This window comes from Sabulibacter ruber, assembly GCF_017355955.1.
Taxonomy (GTDB): domain Bacteria; phylum Bacteroidota; class Bacteroidia; order Cytophagales; family Hymenobacteraceae; genus Nibribacter; species Nibribacter ruber_A.
In genome coordinates this window covers 1365034-1381198 of record NZ_JAFFID010000001.1, presented here as the reverse complement: position 1 = coordinate 1381198, position 16165 = coordinate 1365034, and the positions used below count along the sequence as shown (strand labels likewise).

The window sequence follows — 16165 nt, the reverse complement described above, 5'->3', positions numbered from 1 at the left end:
GGTAGAGGAGATGGAAGGTCTTTCTTCTCTAAACTTAGGAATAGTTTTGAATGATATATAGAATATAGAAAATATTTTCTGTGTTTTTAGAAGATTTCAGGCCGAAAACGGCTTTGCCTTTTGGGGAGGGATAAGGAGAGGAAATCGGCAGAAGGAAGCCTGCTAAAATTCCATCTATTTGGGAGATGACGGCAGTTGAAAAGCAATGATTTGCTTGGGATAGCGGGGTTTCAAGTAACAGGGTATAACCTGTTTTAAGCCCGCTTTCTGGAAAACGGGTAAAAACGTACGACGTGGAAATAAGCAGGTAGGGCACCCTCAAAAAGCATGTTTTAACTTCGGTTTAAGCCATGGCTCCACCTGGGCAACGGGTACTTAAAAGGAGAGGAACGAGGGATTCTGCAAATTGGGTTTATTGTAGGTGAGTTCGGCAGAGAGGTCTGTTTGGTACACTCCGTAGTTCAAGGCGTTCAGGATGGCATGGGCTGCGGCGGTGTCCCACTCCATGGTGGTGGAGAAACGAGGGTAAAGATCAGCCTTTCGCTCGGCCAGGAGCATGAATTTCAACGAACTGCCCATGGAGATCAGCTCCGCGTCCCTGAACTGCTGGATGTAAGCATCGGTCTCGGAGGTGCGGTGAGTACGGGAAGCCAGTATTCTGATGGATGCTCCGGTTCTGAGTTGCTCCAGGCTTTGTTTCTCAGCCTTGGGCTGCAGCTGGGTGGAGGCTCCGGTTTCTTCCTTGAATACCCCTGTCGTGGGGGAGCCCCAATATAGCGTGCCCAAAACGGGCGCATAAATGACACCTGCTACGGGTTTAGTTGCCCGCATCAAGGCGATGTTCACGGTAAACTCCCCGTTTCTTTTGATGAACTCCTTGGTGCCATCCAGCGGATCAACCAGCCAGTACCAGTCCCATGCTGCCCTTGCGGAATACTCCAGGTGCGTACCTTCCTCTGATAAAATAGGCAAACCGGTAGTTTCAAGGTGCTTGGAAATGATGGCGTGAGCGGTCTGGTCGGCACGGGTCAGGGGAGAGGAGTCGGCTTTCAGTTCTACACCAAAATCCTGGGTTTTATACACCTCCAGAATTGCTCTACCGGCTTCTAAGGCGGCAGATCGAGCGGTTTCCAGAAGTTGGGCAACCGAGGGTTGGAGCTGAGGCGTATCCATTGGGCTTAGGCAAAAATTACAGGCAGAACCAGGTGTATGGCTTTATCTAGGACAATAAGTTCATTGGTGATTTTACGAAAACCTTCCCGAAACAGCGTGAATCAGGAATGTTGCTCCTCATCAAAATCAGAGAAGAGCCACTCCAGGGCCGTATCTTTGTTGGTGAAGGTCTCAAACTGGGTTCTCTTCTCCAGATCGGGGCGGCTGGATAGGGTGCTGTAAATCCGGTGAATATCCAGCAAGCCGATGCTTTCTTTGGAAGAGACCCGGGCATACTTCCGCAACGGCGACTCCATGAGCAACGGGGTCATTTCCCGCAGAATCCAGTTCTGGTCGCCAAAATCAATGTAGGGAATCACCCGGGCATCGCTGAGCCAGTACTCGCTTTTCTGCTCCAGGCACATATTGGCCGCTTTCAGGAAAGAATCCCGGAAGTCTTGTTTGGGAGGGGCCTTAAACCACTCTATATAGATGTACTTTACCTTCTGGTCTACCTCTATTTTAAGGTAGTCGTCCTGGTGAAGGAGTTCTAGTTGTAAGTCAATATGCATACGAAACCTATGTCTCTTTTGGAGCTTCCTCTCATTAAACCAAAATGACATTGTTGTCGTCTGTCTGTGCAATTTATGCAAAAAGCATAGGCAAGGTTGCCTTTCAAACCAAAATGTGGAAAAATATACCTGTTACTCCCCAATTTATTTAAATATCGGCTTGATAAACGACTGTTTGGTTTGAAAAACAGGCCAATTTGTAAGAAGACGGGTGCTAAAATGAACTGGTGAGGAGAAGAATGGAGAACTCCTGAGACTTTGCAAAGGAGGAGAAGGAGGTAGGTTCCCCATAATTAATGCTACTTCTGTCTCAACAGGCGCGCCCAAATAACAGGATGTTTGAAAACCTGTTACCAGGGAGTAACTTGCTATACTTTCATTCTAATAAACTACATGGGTAAGATATCTACTTATTTGATCTGCTGTGCGTTGTTTCTGGTTGGGTGCGTAGGCAGTAAACCAATAGACAGAAAGGCCACCGCAGAAACCAAAGCGCTTTACCAGAATTTAGGAAATCTAGCCAAAAAACACACTTTGTTTGGGCACCAGCACGCCACCGAGTACGGCCATGGCTGGTCTGGCGACAAGGATCGCTCTGATGTAAAGTCCGTCACCGGTTCGCATCCGGCGGTCATTGGGGTAGATTTCAGCGGTTTCTCCGGCCGTTCTCCCGAAGCCATCAAAAGCGCCAAGGAAGCCCTGCGGCAGAACGTGGTAGATACCTACAACCGCGGCGGCGTGACCACGGCGGCCTGGCACTTCTCCAATCCCATCTCCAAAGGCGGGTTTTACTGGGTAGATTCCCTTTCATTGCCGGCGGTGAAATACATCATTCCGGGCGGGCAGGCGCATGAGCAATACAAAGAGATTCTGCGCGGCATTGGCGAATGGGCGCACAGCGTAAAGGGAGCCGATGGCAAACTGGCACCGGTTATCTTCCGGCCATTCCATGAGTTTGACGGCGAGTGGTTCTGGTGGGGCAAACCGCACGCCAGCCGCGAAGATTTTATCTCGCTTTGGCGCTTCACCGTCTCTTACCTGCGGGATAGTTTAAACGTGCACAACTTTATCTACGCTTTCTCACCGGATAATCGCTTCCATTCTGAGGCCCAGTTCCTGGAGCGGTACCCCGGCGATGAGTGGGTAGACATGGTGGGCATGGACAACTACGGCGACATGGGCCGCGACCGCTACGCCGTAGACACCGCCGCCTACAAACTGAAGATTCTGGCCGATTACGCCAAAAAAGCCGGTAAACTAGCTGCCTTCACAGAAACCGGTTTGGAGTCTATCCCAGACACCACCTGGTGGACCAACACCCTGCTGCCTGCCATGCGCAAGTATCCGCTGGAACTGTCCTATGTCCTGGTCTGGCGCAACGACACCCGCAGCCCTACCCACTATTACGCTCCGTTCCCCGGCCAGGTAAGCGTGCCTAACTTCCTTAAGTTCTACCAGGACCCATATACCCTGTTTGAGAAAGACCTGAAGAATATCTATAAGCGGAGGAAGTTTCTAGGTGTATTCTAGCTTTAACCATGAATAGAAGGCTGGCTGTCTTTCCTCAGTAAAATGAAGAATCCTGTTTTGGGAGTGTTTCTAAGAAAACACCTCCAAAACAGGATTCTTTTTTATCCCTCAGGTTGAAAATTCTTAGATTAAGGGACCAGAACCAATGCCTGACCACCAAAGGTCAATACTCTACCAAATATTTTATGACAGATACTATTTCCTACCAATACGCTAACCCTTCCTCCCTCGTCAAGAATGCCAGCCAGGACGAACTCTTTCTAGCCCAGTACAGCGAAGTGCAGAAAAAAGACGCGCCTTGCTTTTTCACCGGCCGCCTGACCAATCCTTACCTCACAGCCCGCTGCTTAATTACACTGTCTAACGTGGTGCAATCCAGCTTCAACTTGTCTCCGTTCCAGCTGGCCTTACTAAAAGACCCTATTGTAACTGCCGGAAACGAGAAGATCAGATTTGAGGGGTTTTCGCATTGTGCCGGGGTATACGCCAGGGTAGATGTGCTACCGGGAGGGCATGACGGAGCATTCCTGGAAAACGGCACCACCAATGTAGACTTCAACCAAGCCATGATCTCGGCTCTGAGCGGCATCAGCAAAAGCGAAAAGGTGTTGTTATCAGTGGGGAAGAAGGAGGTGGCGCTGCAGAAAGGAGCACAGAAGGTGGTGGAGCGCAAAGTGCCACTGCCTGCTAAATGGATAAAAGGATTGACCACGGTTCAGTTATACCTGGCCGAGGCTGAGAAAATGTTCACGTTTAACCGGGTGCAGGCGCTACAATTGTTTCAAAGCATTCCCAGCGGAAAACCCAGGAATGATTACTACCTGGTCATGCGCGGCAATAAACCCATGTTCTCTCCGGTAAAGGCCGCCCACGGAATATGCGTGGGTGGAGTACAGCGGCTTAAACTGATAGAGCCCTTACTGCCGCATGCCACCGAACTCCGCGTTTTCCCCCATCCCACCATGCAAAGCACCACCTGGCAACTGTATTTCGGTGACGTGCGGTTCAGTTTGTCGCTGTCCCGTGACACCTGGCGCGGGTTCTCCGGCGAGGGAGCCGGGCTGGAAGCCCTGATTGAGGATGTGCCAGATTCTTGGCTAGACCTGGTAGACAAGTACAGCTACGCCAACCAGGAGTTTAATCCTACGCTCATGGCCATCCATGAAGGAATTGATCTGAAAAAGGTAGACAACATGACCGGCCGTTTATCGGCAATGGGTTTGCTGGGCTATGATGTAGATGAAAATCACTTCTTTTACCGGCGACTTCCTTTCAAGCTGAGTCGCATCATGAGCCTTAATCCTAGACTCAAAGATGCTGAGACATTGCTGGCGGAAGATAAGGTAAGTATCCTGTCCCGGCAGGATGAACGGGTGGAAGCCCGGGTTGAGGGATCTGGCGTGCAGCACACCGTTTTACTGGAAGGCGACCGTGAAAGATGTACCTGTACCTGGTTCAGCCGTCACCAGGGAGAAAGAGGCCCTTGCAAGCATGTGCTGGCCGTTAAAAAGAAATTGATAAGCTAATCAGAAATTAGGTTATGACCTTAATAGAACAGTACAGCAAACTGTTAGAGAAATCGCGTAGACAGGAAGCAATAGGGTTTCTGAAAAGCTTAGACAACAAGCAAAAAAAGGAGATTGCCCCGGCTTTAAAGAAACTAGCCAAAGAGTATCTGGAGAACCATTGGGTTACCACTGGCAACACCACCAGATCACACCAAAAAGCAACTGATCTACAAAGAGACATGTTGCTTCAGGCTTATTTTGTCTGTATGAACCGGGCAGAATATAGTAAGTTGATATACTCTTCCTGGATCTTAGGAAATGGGCTGCTAGGTGAAATACTGGAGTGGTATTGCCCCACCTGGTTCAGTGACTATCTGAATTCTTTTGCTGATAACGAGTGGGTTCCTGTGGGGCTGACTTACCAATGGGTGATTGAGCTCCAGCACAAAGGCTTTGTGTCACCATCGCCTGAATTGTGGGTGAAAATTTTGCCAAATCTGGTGTATGAGAGTACTTCCAATCATAGGTGGCTTTTCAAACCCGAGAACCTTCTTCAATGGCCTGAGACTCTTTCAGAACATGTCTGGTATTTCTTTGAATGGGATTCAAATGTACATTTTAGTAACCGGTATTTAAGCTTCAAGGAGCCCGCTGTAAAAGAAAAAGCAGGCTGGATTGATGTCTTCAAAATGTACGTTGACCAAGGGCAACTTGACCGCAAGCGGGTGCTTCAATCTGCCGTTCAGGCCACTACCCGCAACTTCAATAAGAACCTGTCTGGCTGGTTTGCTGATCTCTTTCAAAAACTGGAACCTACCTCTGCTGAGTTGCTGGAAATACAGGAGAGTTTGTTCAACGCCTTGAATTCTGCGCATAGCAAGCCTGTGAATACCGTGCTAAGCTATTTTAAAAAATTAGCTGATGATAAGGAATTCAAAGCAGATGATTTTCTGGACCATGTGCCTCTGCTTTTAAGCTCAGAAACCAAAACCACCGTGACATCGGCTTTGATGGTTTTGGAAAAACTGGCCAGAAAACGCCCAGCCCTTCGGGGACGGATTTGCGAAGTGGCTTTGCAGGCCTTGGTGCACGCAGATGATGCGTTGCAAACCCGTGCCGCAAAGCTGGTTCAGAAATTTGGCGACCCCTCTTTGGCAGAGTTGCAGCAAGCCCTCACGCTTTACCAGGACAATCTGTTCTCCAGCGCCAGAACGCTGTTGCAGGCTTTCGTACCTGTTTCTGACATTTCTCAGGAAGAAACCATAAGCCATGAGATTGACCTGGCTAACTACCGACTATCTCCCGAAAACGAAATACCGAAAATTGAAACCGTAGAGGACCTGGTTTTTCTGAGCAGCCAAGCGTTTGATAACAATGAGCCCTATCATATAGACCTGCTACCAGCCGCGTTGATTCAGTTACAGGACCAACTTAAAGGTGAGAAACTGAACGCCTTGCAACCTGCTTTTCAACGGGCGTACCATTTGTTGCTGAACCTGGGACAGGGAGGTACCGGCTATTTAGACAATTTGTTGGCTACCTTCTTTGTAGACTATGCCCGCTTCCTTTTTAAGAAATACCCCGCTCATACCGCTGATATTTGCGCTATCCATGACAGCTACGTTAAGAAAGATAAGGAAACACTCAGTAGCTGGTTAACACAGGAAAGGATTGGCTCTTTGGATAATTGGAAAACGCATCACAATGATGTAGTATATGAGCCCTTTAAACTGGTGCTAAAAGTCGCATTGGAGAAGCTAAAGCAGGAAGACCAACTTCCTTTGTTGTCAACACCCACCCATAGTCCTGGCTGGGTTTCTCCTCTGGAACTAGTTAAGCGCTTGCAGCAATACCAATCCTGTAACCAATTGCCAGATGCCCTGGATCTTCAAGTAGCCATATCCCGGTGCGCGCTTGAGCAATCAGATGAGGCTTTGCACTACGCCAAAACACATCTGACAGGTGAGTACCTGCGCCTACTGCAGTTCCTGTTACAGAAAGAGGCCCAACCAGAGGGGCCGTACAAGTTAAAAGGTGCCTGGATGGTAGCAGGCCTAACCAAATCACCATTAATCAAATTTCCCGCTTTCGAAGACTTTCCGTTCACTCATTTGTCCAGAACGGTTCTTACGGGGCAGTATACCTGGCGCACCTCTGTGGAAGGATACACCTATAGTGCGTATGATCATCAAACCAAAAAGATGGTGAAAATACCGGGAGTGCATAAGGTGCTTAAATTAGATCTCTATCAGAAGCCACTAGGTAAATTAGAATCAGGTTTCAAGAGCTTTGTGGCGAAGCTCCTGCCTTTGGGTAAAGAAAAAGAAGAAAAGCTCTTTCTGTATGACTACATTAAGTTAAAAAGAGGTTTGCCTTGGAACGGGCATCATGACCTGAAGCGACTCCTTTACTTGGTGCCTAACAACCCAGAGCCTTTGTTGGGGCAGATCACTGCCAGATGCCTTAATTATTCTACCTTTTCAGAAGAGAACGAGAAAACAGTGGTGCGGTTAACCTTAGAAACGTTGCTAGGCATGTGGAGAGACATGGGTGCAATGGCGCACTTGTTTTTGGCTACCAGTATGCTATCCAGCGACAAAACCGTACGGGCGTACGCCGCCGAAATCTGGGTGAACCAAGTGTCTCAGAAAGATATTGATAGCGGCTTGCTAGGGGAGATCATCGGTATTCAGGAGCGTATTGAGTTTGCCCCCCTGAAACGATTCACGGATTTGGTGATCAGTAACATGTACCAGATCTCTGACCAACACAACAGAGCGCTGGAAACTCTCCTGCAATGTCTGCTGTCGCAATTACCAGATGAACCTATCAAAAATTTGAAAGCCTTATTGCAGATCTACACCGAGGTGTTAGCCTTGAATAACTCTACCGTCAAAGATGAAGTTCTACTGGAGCGTTTGGCCATCTGGAAGAAAACCAATAGCCTTAAGAAGCTAACGGAGCGTCTGGAGGTGGTAGGATAGAAAAGCGAATCGGGGCTGTTTTTCTGAAAACAGCCCCGATTCGCTTTTTATGTACTCCTTTTAAAGCCTTGGGTCAACTGACTCACTTTCCATGGCCAGAACCCCAAAAACACATTCATGCACCCGGCGCAAAGGCTCCTTTTGAACAAATCGGCGCAAGCTTTCAATGCCTAAAGAGAATTCCTGGATAGCCAACTCCCGCTTGGCTTTCACACTGCGTTGCTTCAGGCGCTCCAGGTTTCCATCCAAGTCATACTCGGGACCGTAGATGATGCGGAGGTACTCGCTGCCCCGGCACTTCATGGCAGGTTGAATGAGCCGGCCTTTGTGGGTGGAAATGAACTCCAGCGGCTTCACCACCATGCCTTCGCCTCCTTTTTCCGTAAGGTCGGTCCACCAGTCAACGGCAGCCTGTATGCTTTGCTCGTTGGTCAGGTCTACAAAACGGTGCTCCGTCAGCAGCAAGTACCGCTCGTCTTGGCGGCAGATGTCTCCTAATTGCTCCATGTGCCAGGTGTGCGGCTGGTCTGCGTGTACTTTTCCCTCGGTAGCCAACAAGTGAAACGGGGCGAACTGCATGCCTTCAATGCCTTGGGTTTCCCGGCTGTAGTTGTGGTAGGAGGCAATGTACTTGTCAATACTCTCTGCCCGTTCTGAGACAGATTGCAGCAGGTTCTCAACCGGCAAGCCTCGGCTCACGGCCAGTTGCAACACTTCTGAAGTTCGGGCCAAGCCGTTAGCGGCTGATGAACCTACAGCGGCGTATTGGTTAATGATCAGGTCCCGGGCTTTGGACGACCAAGGCAGTAACTCCCCATCAAGGCACACCCAATTGGTGTTGAACTTGTCCCAGATGCCGGCAGCAGTAAGTGCCTGGTTCAGCACCTGCAGAAAAGCAGTTTCAGAAGCCTGATCGGGAAAGAACTTCCGGCCGGTACGGGTATAGATGGTTCCTAACGCTGGAATGTGCATACCAAAGCGAGTAATTGCTACTTCCGGGTCTTTGCACACCACCGCAATGGCTCGGGAGCCCATGTGTTTTTCTTCGCAGATCAGGTGCTGCACTCCGTTCTTCTGGTAGTAGTTGAAGACTTCCAGCGGGTGCTCCAGATAGGTGGGCAGCGCACTGGTCTCGGGTGGCGACATGGTTGGGGGCAGGTATACCAGCCATTTAGGATCTAAGGCAAAACGGCTCATGACCTCCAGCGCGGCAATGGCGTTCTCTTCCCGCACAATAACCCGATTGCCCAGACTGGTTTCCACAATGTATTTGTCTTTCAGCAGGCCAATGTCTAACAGGTTATCAAACTCATGCTGGGCAGGTTTCAACTCTTCTGGTGAAGGGTGTAAGGGCCTGATAGGTTCACTGTAGACCTCTTTGCTCTGCACCGATATGGTTTCTTTCTCTGGGTAGCGCAGGGCCGTGAGTTTACCGCCGAACACGCAACCGGTATCCACATTAAGGGTATTGTTGAGCCAGTCCAGGCCGGGTACCGGCGTGTGTCCGTAGACCACCATGGCTTTGCCTTTGTAGTTCTTAGCCCAGTTGTAGCGTACGGGCAAGCCGAACTCGTCAATCTCGCCGGTGGTTTCGCCATAGAGGCAGAACGCCCGCACCGCCGAGGAAGCCCGTCCGTGCATTGATTCGGGTAATCCGGCGTGTGCCACCACTAGGTTACCGCCATCCAGTACGTAATGGGCAATCAGGCCATCCAGAAAGGTGCGTACTTCGGCTTTGAATGCTTCTGGTTCCGGTTCAAGCTGGGCAATAGTTTTCTCCAGACCATGGGCAATGGTGACGTCTCGGCCTTGCAGGTATTTCACCAGCTTATCGTCATGGTTGCCCCTGATGCAAAAGGCCGTACCCGCCGCTACCATGTCCATGACCAGCCGCAAAACCTCCGGCGATTTTGGCCCCCTATCAGTTAAATCGCCCAAAAATATGGCCCTGCGGCCTGACGGTGCCTGTACGGTAAAGCGGCCGTTTTCTTCCCGGGAGAGGGAATACCCCAACTGCGTTAACAGCTCGGTCAGTTCGTCAAAACAGCCGTGCACATCGCCAATGATGTCAAACGGACCGGTTTCTTCTTTGCGGTTGTTCCAGAGCGGTTGCCGAACGATGTTCACTTCTTCCCCGTCTTCCACGGTGTACACGTACCCGAAACCTTCGCGCTTAATGGTCTTAAGCGAGCGCCGGTAATTGTCTACCATTTTCTCCAGGGCGTGCCGGCCAAAGGTTCTGTCTGTGCGGGCAGCATGCCGTTCATACAGCGTTCTGATGGGCGTTTCCAGTACAATGGCCGCCGCCAGGGCGTAGTTGTCTTTGGCTAACTGTACTAACCTGGCGCGGTCTTCCTTGCGGATATTCAGGGCGTCAACCACCGTGAGTTTGCCCCGCTTGAGGCGTTTTGCCGCCAGAAAGTAGAGCAAATCAAAAGCATCCTGGGTGGCATCCAGATTGTTTTCATCATCAGACACCAGGGCGCGGCAATTGTCGGAGGAAATGACCTCGGTGCTTAGAAAGTGCTTCCTGGCGAACGTGCTCTTCCCCGAACTGCTGGGACCCACCAGTAAGACAAGGGCTATTTCGGGTAGTTTTATTTCTTTACTCATGCTGATTTCTTCTGAAAAACGGCCAGTTGGGAAGGTGCCCCCACGTTTGATTCTTCCTGTCCAACGGGCTCAATGCTTACCTGATAGCCAAACTGCTCACACACCCGCGCGCACCATTGGCTGAACTGTTCCCGGGTCCACTCAAAACGGTGGTCTTCGTGGCGGAAAGCCTCAGGGTCCATGCGCTCAAACACCACATTGTACTCAGCATTGGGCGTAGAAAGCACCACAGTGGCAGGAGAGGCGTAGCCAAAAATAACCTGTTCCATGGTGGGCAGGCGCTCTTCGTCCAGGTGCTCCACTACTTCCACCATCGCCAGTGCATCGTAACCCAGCAGGCGCTCATCCAGGTAAGTGACGGAGCCCTGGAAAAGGGTGAGCCGCTCCCGCATGGCTGGGGAGGCCTCGTCTAAGCGGAAGTTCTCCTTGGCTTTCTGTAGCTCACCGTAAGACACATCCATGCCCGTTAGCTTGCTGAATTGGCTATCCTTCACCAATAACCGCAGGAGTTTGCCTTCGCCGCAGCCCACGTCCAGCACCCGTTTGGCCCCGCTTTCCTTCAGGCGCTCATACGCCCGGTTCAGGCGTTGCTGGTGCAGGTTCTCCCGGATGGGGGAGTCTGGTTTCTCCTCCGGCAGGGCTTCTTCCCCGGCCAGCCGAAGAATTGCCTCTGAAGTAAGTGTGCGGATATTGCGGAGGAAGCGCCGGGAGATCCAGTCACGCTCCCGGTGCTGCTCCAGCCAGCCGTGTCCTTTCTGCAGCAGGATGTCTATGTCATGCTGAGAAACATAGCTGTGGCGGCTGTTGTCCAGCACCGGAATCAACACATACACATGCGATAACACTTCCTGCAAGGGAGCGGTTTTGTGCAGCGTCAGGTTCACGTACTTGCTCAGGCCCCAGTTGGGGAAAGCATTGTCCAGGGGAATGGTCTCGGTTTCCAGTTCATAGCCCAGCGGCAGGAAAAGTCTTTCCAAAGCTTCCAGCGGCGCGTCTACCCGCAGGGAAGTGAGCCGAACCGTTAAGGGCAAAGGCGTTTCTACCAGATCTGGGCGGGCGTTGCATTTTCCGTTCAGCGCAGACCCAAACGCTTTAGAAATGGCCCCGCTCAGGAAAGAGTTGGTGGTGTAGGGCCGGTCGTTCACGTATTGGTCCTGCAGGGCAGTGTTGCCCTTTTTCACCCGTACCAAATCTACCGGGTTGATGTCCAGCAGCAGGCAGGCGGTGCAACGATCTGGGGTGGCTTCGGGATAAAATACGTGGGCATTACCGGCTGCCAGCTCTACCGTCTGCAGCCTGTCTGGATGTTTGTGCAGGAGGAATCCTAAATCGGTGGCGGGTTGGTGGGTAGTGGTAATTTCTAGAATCATGTTCGCTTTGCTTGAAAGCAGTTGTATTAATCCGGCTGTTTACCAGGAACTGTTTTCAAGGATAGTAATAAATTATAAGTATTTAATGATGAGTATCTCTTTCAATCACAAAACGGAAAAGCCTTAGATCGCTCGTCTTTCTTGCCGGTGGCTACAATCACGTGCTCCTGGGTTTTGTTGCCTGCCACGGCATCGTTGAGGAAATCTACCAGGATCTGCTGGTTTTTGTGGAACAGCTCACCGCTGAATTCATGGCCTCCGCCGCAATAAGTGATAAGACGAGTGCTGCTGTTCAGGTTCACCAGGTGCTGGTAGATGGAGTAGGACCCATGCAGCATCAACCAGTTAGAAGCATTGGTAGGGCAGTTGTGGTGGGCAGCGGTGGCATAAGGAACCACGGTATCTGAGCTGCCATGGAACAGCAGCACCGGCATTGCGTTTTTAGGCGTGATCAGGTTCATATCCATGATGGCCCCGGCCCCAGAGATAACGCCTTTGTAAGTGAAATTGGCGGGTAAAGTGGTCTTGGGGTAAAGGTTCATGAGTTTGTAATCCCAGAAAGCGGCGTGCAAAGCGGCCTCGGCACCGGCACTGCTTCCGGCTAAGAAGACCTTGCCAGGGTCAATGTTGTATTTCTCTGCGTTTTGCAGAAAGAAAACAGTAGCCAGCCACAAATCATTGGCGGCGTACTGAAAGGCTTTGATCTTCTCGGGTAACTGACCGTTGCACCCAAAGTTCTTGCCTTTGGCATATAGAGTATATGTAAGCGTGGCCGCCACATAGCCCTTGTCGGCCAGGAAGCTGCAGAAACTGTGCCCGCTGTTTCTCTCGCCGCCCGAGAAGCCTCCGCCATGCTCAAACAACACCAAAGGAAGCTTTTCTTTGCCAGCCTTTTTTGGCAAAAACAAGTCCAGTTCCAGCTTCAGGGAATCATCCTGATAGTAGGTGAGGGTGGTGAATTTCTGGGCGTGGGCAAAAGGCATCATACCTGTCAGGATAAGGACAAGAAGCAGCAGGGCTTTTCTCATGGCAGCAGCAGGAAGTAATAGATGTATCGATCTTCTGTGATTACTTCTCAGAAGGAGCCATAAGATAGCTAAATTTCAATAGTAGAGGAGAATTTGACTGCAAGCTGACCAGAAAACGAGTCCCATGTTCTCAAGGAACAAACTTTTTAGCCTTCTTTTTGAGAAAACAGGGGCAAAACGTTCTTCCCGTGTTTTCTCAAAAAGAAGTCAAATTCAGCCCAATAGATTGCTGCGCTGAGATCAGTCAATTTTTACCAAGGCTCTGCCTTGCATCTTTCCTTTCAGGATAGTTTGAATGGCCTCGGGCAGGTCTGGTAAGGTGATCTCGTGGGCCAGGCTCTCCAGGTTGGCTGGTTTCCAGTCGGTGGCCAAGTGCTGCCAGATGGCGGGTCTTTGCTCGGCCGGAAACTCCACGGAGTCAATGCCAGCCAGTTGGATTCCCCGCAAGATGAACGGGAAAACCGTGATGGGCAATTCGCCTCCGTTCACCATGCCACAGGCAGTGACGGTGCCGCCGTAATGCACGCTCTTGATAACGGTGGCCAGAACATTTCCACCCACGGTATCAACCGCCCCGGCGAAACGGGTCTTAAGCATGGCCTTGCCCGATTGGTCTTCCATTTCGGCCCGGGGGATGATCTCGGAGGCTCCCAAAGACGTTAAAAAGTCTTGCGAAGTGGTTTTGCTGCTCACGGCCTGAACGGTGTAGCCCAGCTTGTGCAGAATGGAGACTGCCACCGATCCCACGCCGCCGGTAGCCCCGGTGACCACCACTGGGCCTTTCTCCGGCGTAACTCCGTTTCTCACCAATGCCGCCACACTCAGCGCAGCCGTGAAGCCGGCGGTTCCGTAGGTCATGCTTTCCCTGAGCGTCATGCCTTGCGGCAGTTTTACCAGCCATTTGGCGGGCACCCTGATGTATTGCGCAAAGCCGCCGCTGGTGTTCATGCCCAGGTCAAAGCCCGTGACAATCACTTCATTGCCGTGTTGCCAATCTGGATGGCTGGATTCTTCCACCACCCCGGCCGCATCAATGCCGGGCGTGTGCGGATAGTTTCGGGTGACTCCTCGGTTCCCTGAGGCTGATAACGCGTCTTTGTAGTTAAGGGAAGAGTACCGCACGCGCACCAACACATCACCCGCGGGTAAATCCTGAATGCTTTTCTGGGTTACTTCCAGGTTGAAACCACCTGCTTCCTGCTGGGTTACCAACAGGCATTGAAAGGTATTTTCCATGATCATCAAATTCAAACTAACGTACTGGGTTTGCCTCTTTGCGGCACCTCAAAAGGCGCGCGCCTGGTCTTGTTGCAGCCGCAGGAGTCATGCCAGGTGACAACTGCAACAGTTCAGAGGCAATGGTTAGCTTACGGGTGGTTTTACCTATCCGTTGTGGTAGCCGGTTGATAGGCACTCTTATGTTTCATGGAGGAAGCCTGCCCTCTGCACGTGTCAGAAAGCAAACTCAGCAGAATAAGGTTTTTGGCTTGGTTCTGTAAAAAGACGCTCAAAACCGATGCACTATCTCTTCTGAGATGAATTGCCAATATTCAGTGGAAACCTAGCGCAATGGCTGTTTAAAGGCTCAACACCTTACCAGGAATAAGAAAATCCGTGGGTAGGGGAGCTGTTGACAGGATGGAAGCCAGGCTCTAACGCCTCTACTTTTACTTGCAGGTTTTGGAAGCTGAGATTCCCGAAGGTGCTGGCGAAAGCGGTTTCGGCGGCGTCTGCACCGGTGGCAATTTTCAGGAGGCCGTTGAGGGGAACCATGCGGGTGGCATCAAATACAACCCAGTGACCGCCCAGGTACGCTTCAAAGCAGGCGTGGAAATCAGGCGGCTGTAGACGGTAGGCGTAACAGGTGAAGTAGCGGGCCGGGATGGTCAGGGCCCGGCATAGGGCCACCCCCAGGTGCGCGAAGTCCCGGCACACGCCCACTTGTTCGGTAATGGTGTCAAAAGCCGAGGTCTGGGGAGTGGTGTGGCCGCCGCTGTATTCCACATGCGCGTAAATCCAGTCGCAGATGGCCAGTACCTTTTCAAAGGCATGGTGGAGGTGCCCAAAATGATGGGCCGCAAACTTGTACAGCCTGTCTGACTGGCAGTACCGGCTGGGGCTCAGGTAAGACAGCACCTGGGCGGGCATCTGCGAGATGGGCACATCGGTCAGGTGCTCGCCGGGCAAAACCTGGTATCGTGTCTCCACCTGGGCAGCGTAGGAGAAGGAGATATTCCCGGCATCGGGCACCTCAATCACACAAAATCTTTTTTCGCCGGTTTCTGAGTACAGTTCCCGCATTCTGGCCGGGGGCGTTGCTTGAAAGGTTTCCTCCAGCAGAAGCTGGTTGGCCGAGGGAAGCGGTTTTATGTTCAGGAGTACCGTGGAGGAGGCAAGGACCTCGTAATCAAGCCGGGCCGATACCTCAAATCTCATGGTTGCCTTCCTTGTGGTTTTCTTCCTTGGTGATGGACATTTTTCTGAACGCGGCTTCCATCCAATCTTCCGGAATGCGTTCAAGAGCGGTTTTCAGTTCATCGGCCCATTGGTCAGAGATCCGTTCCAGATCCTTTTTGGTATAGCGGTGCTCTACCATCTCAAAGCTGTTGTTGCGGTACAGGACCACGTCAATGGGGAAATCCACGTCATTGGCGCTCACCCGGGTAGAGTCAAAGGAAAGGAAGCCGGTTTTCAGGGCCATTTGCATGGAAGAGTCCTCGGTGAGGGCGCGGTTCAGGATGGCTTTCCCGTGGCCGGAGTTGCCAATGACCACAAACGGTGCCCCTTGCCCCAGTTCTACCCAGTTCCCCTCCGGATAAATCAGGAAGAGTTTGTGTTCTTCATCGTCTTTCAGTTGCCCGCCAATGATGGTGTGTAGGTTGAACCGCAAACCCGACTGTTCCAGGGCTTCTTTGTCTTCCTTGGCTACCCGTTTCACCTGCGCCCCAAAATCATTGACCGCTTTGTAGAGTTTGTTATGCTCTGCGCCTTCCTCAATCAACTCTTTGAAATACAGTACCGCTTTGTCCCGCACAGACCTAAGCCCGCTGGTCATGATGAAGAGCGAGTAGTTGCCGTGCTGTTGTATGTAAATCTTCTTTTTCTCAGTGGTGTCTGAGCCGGAGGTAATCCTGGTATCGGCAATGGCCACTAAGCCTTCTTTCACTTTGATTCCTAAACAATATGTCATAACGGGTATTGTAAACGCAAAAGTAACCAGGATGATTACCCTTGCCTGGGGAGAAATGTTCCTGGCTGGCTTATGAAGAACAATTTCTGTTTATAGCCTGTTTGCCTGCTTTCCACAAGAAATCCGTTTTGGGGCTGATTATCAGAAAACAACCCCAAAACGGATTCTGGTTTTATAAGCGTGAAATTGCCTTGCTCAGAAGTTCACTGTTACAGAGT

At 51.1% G+C, this 16165-nt stretch carries 12 protein-coding genes; 3 read left to right on the top strand and 9 right to left on the bottom strand.

The annotated features are described in order from the left end of the window. Positions 1–34: 34 nt before the first annotated feature. From JT719_RS05715 to JT719_RS05705, 3 genes are all read right to left on the bottom strand, one after another. A complete protein-coding gene (locus JT719_RS05715) occupies positions 35–316 on the bottom strand; it encodes a hypothetical protein (protein WP_207431528.1) in 282 nt (93 codons plus the stop codon). A gap of 59 nt (positions 317–375) precedes the next feature. Beyond that, complete coding sequence (gene cysQ / locus JT719_RS05710) at positions 376–1173, bottom strand: 3'(2'),5'-bisphosphate nucleotidase CysQ (protein ID WP_207431527.1); 798 nt, start codon at positions 1171–1173, stop codon at positions 376–378. A gap of 101 nt (positions 1174–1274) precedes the next feature. Beyond that, positions 1275–1724: a hypothetical protein gene (locus JT719_RS05705; RefSeq protein ID WP_207431526.1), complete on the bottom strand. Its 450-nt coding sequence runs from the start codon at positions 1722–1724 to the stop codon at positions 1275–1277. Positions 1725–2117: 393 nt separating this feature from the next. Between JT719_RS05705 and JT719_RS05700 the strand changes: the two genes are divergently transcribed. The 3 genes from JT719_RS05700 (at position 2118) to JT719_RS05690 (ending at position 7746) form a co-directional block, all read left to right on the top strand. Beyond that, positions 2118–3254, top strand: coding sequence for a glycoside hydrolase family 26 protein (locus JT719_RS05700; RefSeq protein WP_207431525.1), 1137 nt, complete (start codon positions 2118–2120; stop codon positions 3252–3254). Between the two features lie 185 nt (positions 3255–3439). Then, entirely contained in the window at positions 3440–4780 is a 1341-nt protein-coding gene (locus JT719_RS05695) for an SWIM zinc finger family protein (protein ID WP_207431524.1), read from the top strand. 14 nt (positions 4781–4794) lie between these two features. Next, entirely contained in the window at positions 4795–7746 is a 2952-nt protein-coding gene (locus JT719_RS05690) for a DUF6493 family protein (protein WP_207431523.1), read from the top strand. A 60-nt stretch (positions 7747–7806) separates the two neighbouring features. On the opposite strand, the gene JT719_RS05685 is transcribed toward JT719_RS05690, so the two are convergent. The 6 genes from JT719_RS05685 to JT719_RS05660 form a co-directional block, all read right to left on the bottom strand. Then, complete coding sequence (locus JT719_RS05685) at positions 7807–10359, bottom strand: polynucleotide kinase-phosphatase (protein WP_207431522.1); 2553 nt, start codon at positions 10357–10359, stop codon at positions 7807–7809. After that, entirely contained in the window at positions 10356–11729 is a 1374-nt protein-coding gene (locus JT719_RS05680; protein ID WP_207431521.1) for a 3' terminal RNA ribose 2'-O-methyltransferase Hen1, read from the bottom strand. The genes JT719_RS05685 and JT719_RS05680 overlap by 4 nt, the downstream gene beginning before the upstream one ends. A gap of 101 nt (positions 11730–11830) precedes the next feature. After that, a complete protein-coding gene (locus tag JT719_RS05675) occupies positions 11831–12757 on the bottom strand; it encodes an alpha/beta hydrolase (protein ID WP_207431520.1) in 927 nt (308 codons plus the stop codon). 240 nt (positions 12758–12997) lie between these two features. Further along, positions 12998–13993 carry a YhdH/YhfP family quinone oxidoreductase gene (locus tag JT719_RS05670; RefSeq protein ID WP_242693080.1) on the bottom strand — a complete coding sequence of 332 codons (996 nt, stop codon included), beginning with the start codon at positions 13991–13993 and terminating at the stop codon, positions 12998–13000. Between the two features lie 357 nt (positions 13994–14350). After that, positions 14351–15193 (bottom strand): transglutaminase-like domain-containing protein, encoded by an 843-nt coding sequence (locus JT719_RS05665; RefSeq protein ID WP_207431519.1) that lies wholly within the window; start codon positions 15191–15193, stop codon positions 14351–14353. After that, a complete protein-coding gene (locus JT719_RS05660) occupies positions 15183–15947 on the bottom strand; it encodes a proteasome-type protease (RefSeq protein ID WP_207431518.1) in 765 nt (254 codons plus the stop codon). The genes JT719_RS05665 and JT719_RS05660 overlap by 11 nt, the downstream gene beginning before the upstream one ends. Positions 15948–16165 lie beyond the last annotated feature (218 nt).

Coding starts and splice junctions, on each gene's coding strand:
- cysQ (WP_207431527.1), bottom strand. CDS start 1,173: ATGGATACGCCTCAGCTCCAACCCTCGGTTGCCCAACTTCTGGAAACC.
- JT719_RS05705 (WP_207431526.1), bottom strand. CDS start 1,724: ATGCATATTGACTTACAACTAGAACTCCTTCACCAGGACGACTACCTT.
- JT719_RS05700 (WP_207431525.1), top strand. CDS start 2,118: ATGGGTAAGATATCTACTTATTTGATCTGCTGTGCGTTGTTTCTGGTT.
- JT719_RS05695 (WP_207431524.1), top strand. CDS start 3,440: ATGACAGATACTATTTCCTACCAATACGCTAACCCTTCCTCCCTCGTC.
- JT719_RS05690 (WP_207431523.1), top strand. CDS start 4,795: ATGACCTTAATAGAACAGTACAGCAAACTGTTAGAGAAATCGCGTAGA.
- JT719_RS05685 (WP_207431522.1), bottom strand. CDS start 10,359: ATGAGTAAAGAAATAAAACTACCCGAAATAGCCCTTGTCTTACTGGTG.
- JT719_RS05680 (WP_207431521.1), bottom strand. CDS start 11,729: ATGATTCTAGAAATTACCACTACCCACCAACCCGCCACCGATTTAGGA.
- JT719_RS05675 (WP_207431520.1), bottom strand. CDS start 12,757: ATGAGAAAAGCCCTGCTGCTTCTTGTCCTTATCCTGACAGGTATGATG.
- JT719_RS05670 (WP_242693080.1), bottom strand. CDS start 13,993: ATGGAAAATACCTTTCAATGCCTGTTGGTAACCCAGCAGGAAGCAGGT.
- JT719_RS05665 (WP_207431519.1), bottom strand. CDS start 15,193: ATGAGATTTGAGGTATCGGCCCGGCTTGATTACGAGGTCCTTGCCTCC.
- JT719_RS05660 (WP_207431518.1), bottom strand. CDS start 15,947: ATGACATATTGTTTAGGAATCAAAGTGAAAGAAGGCTTAGTGGCCATT.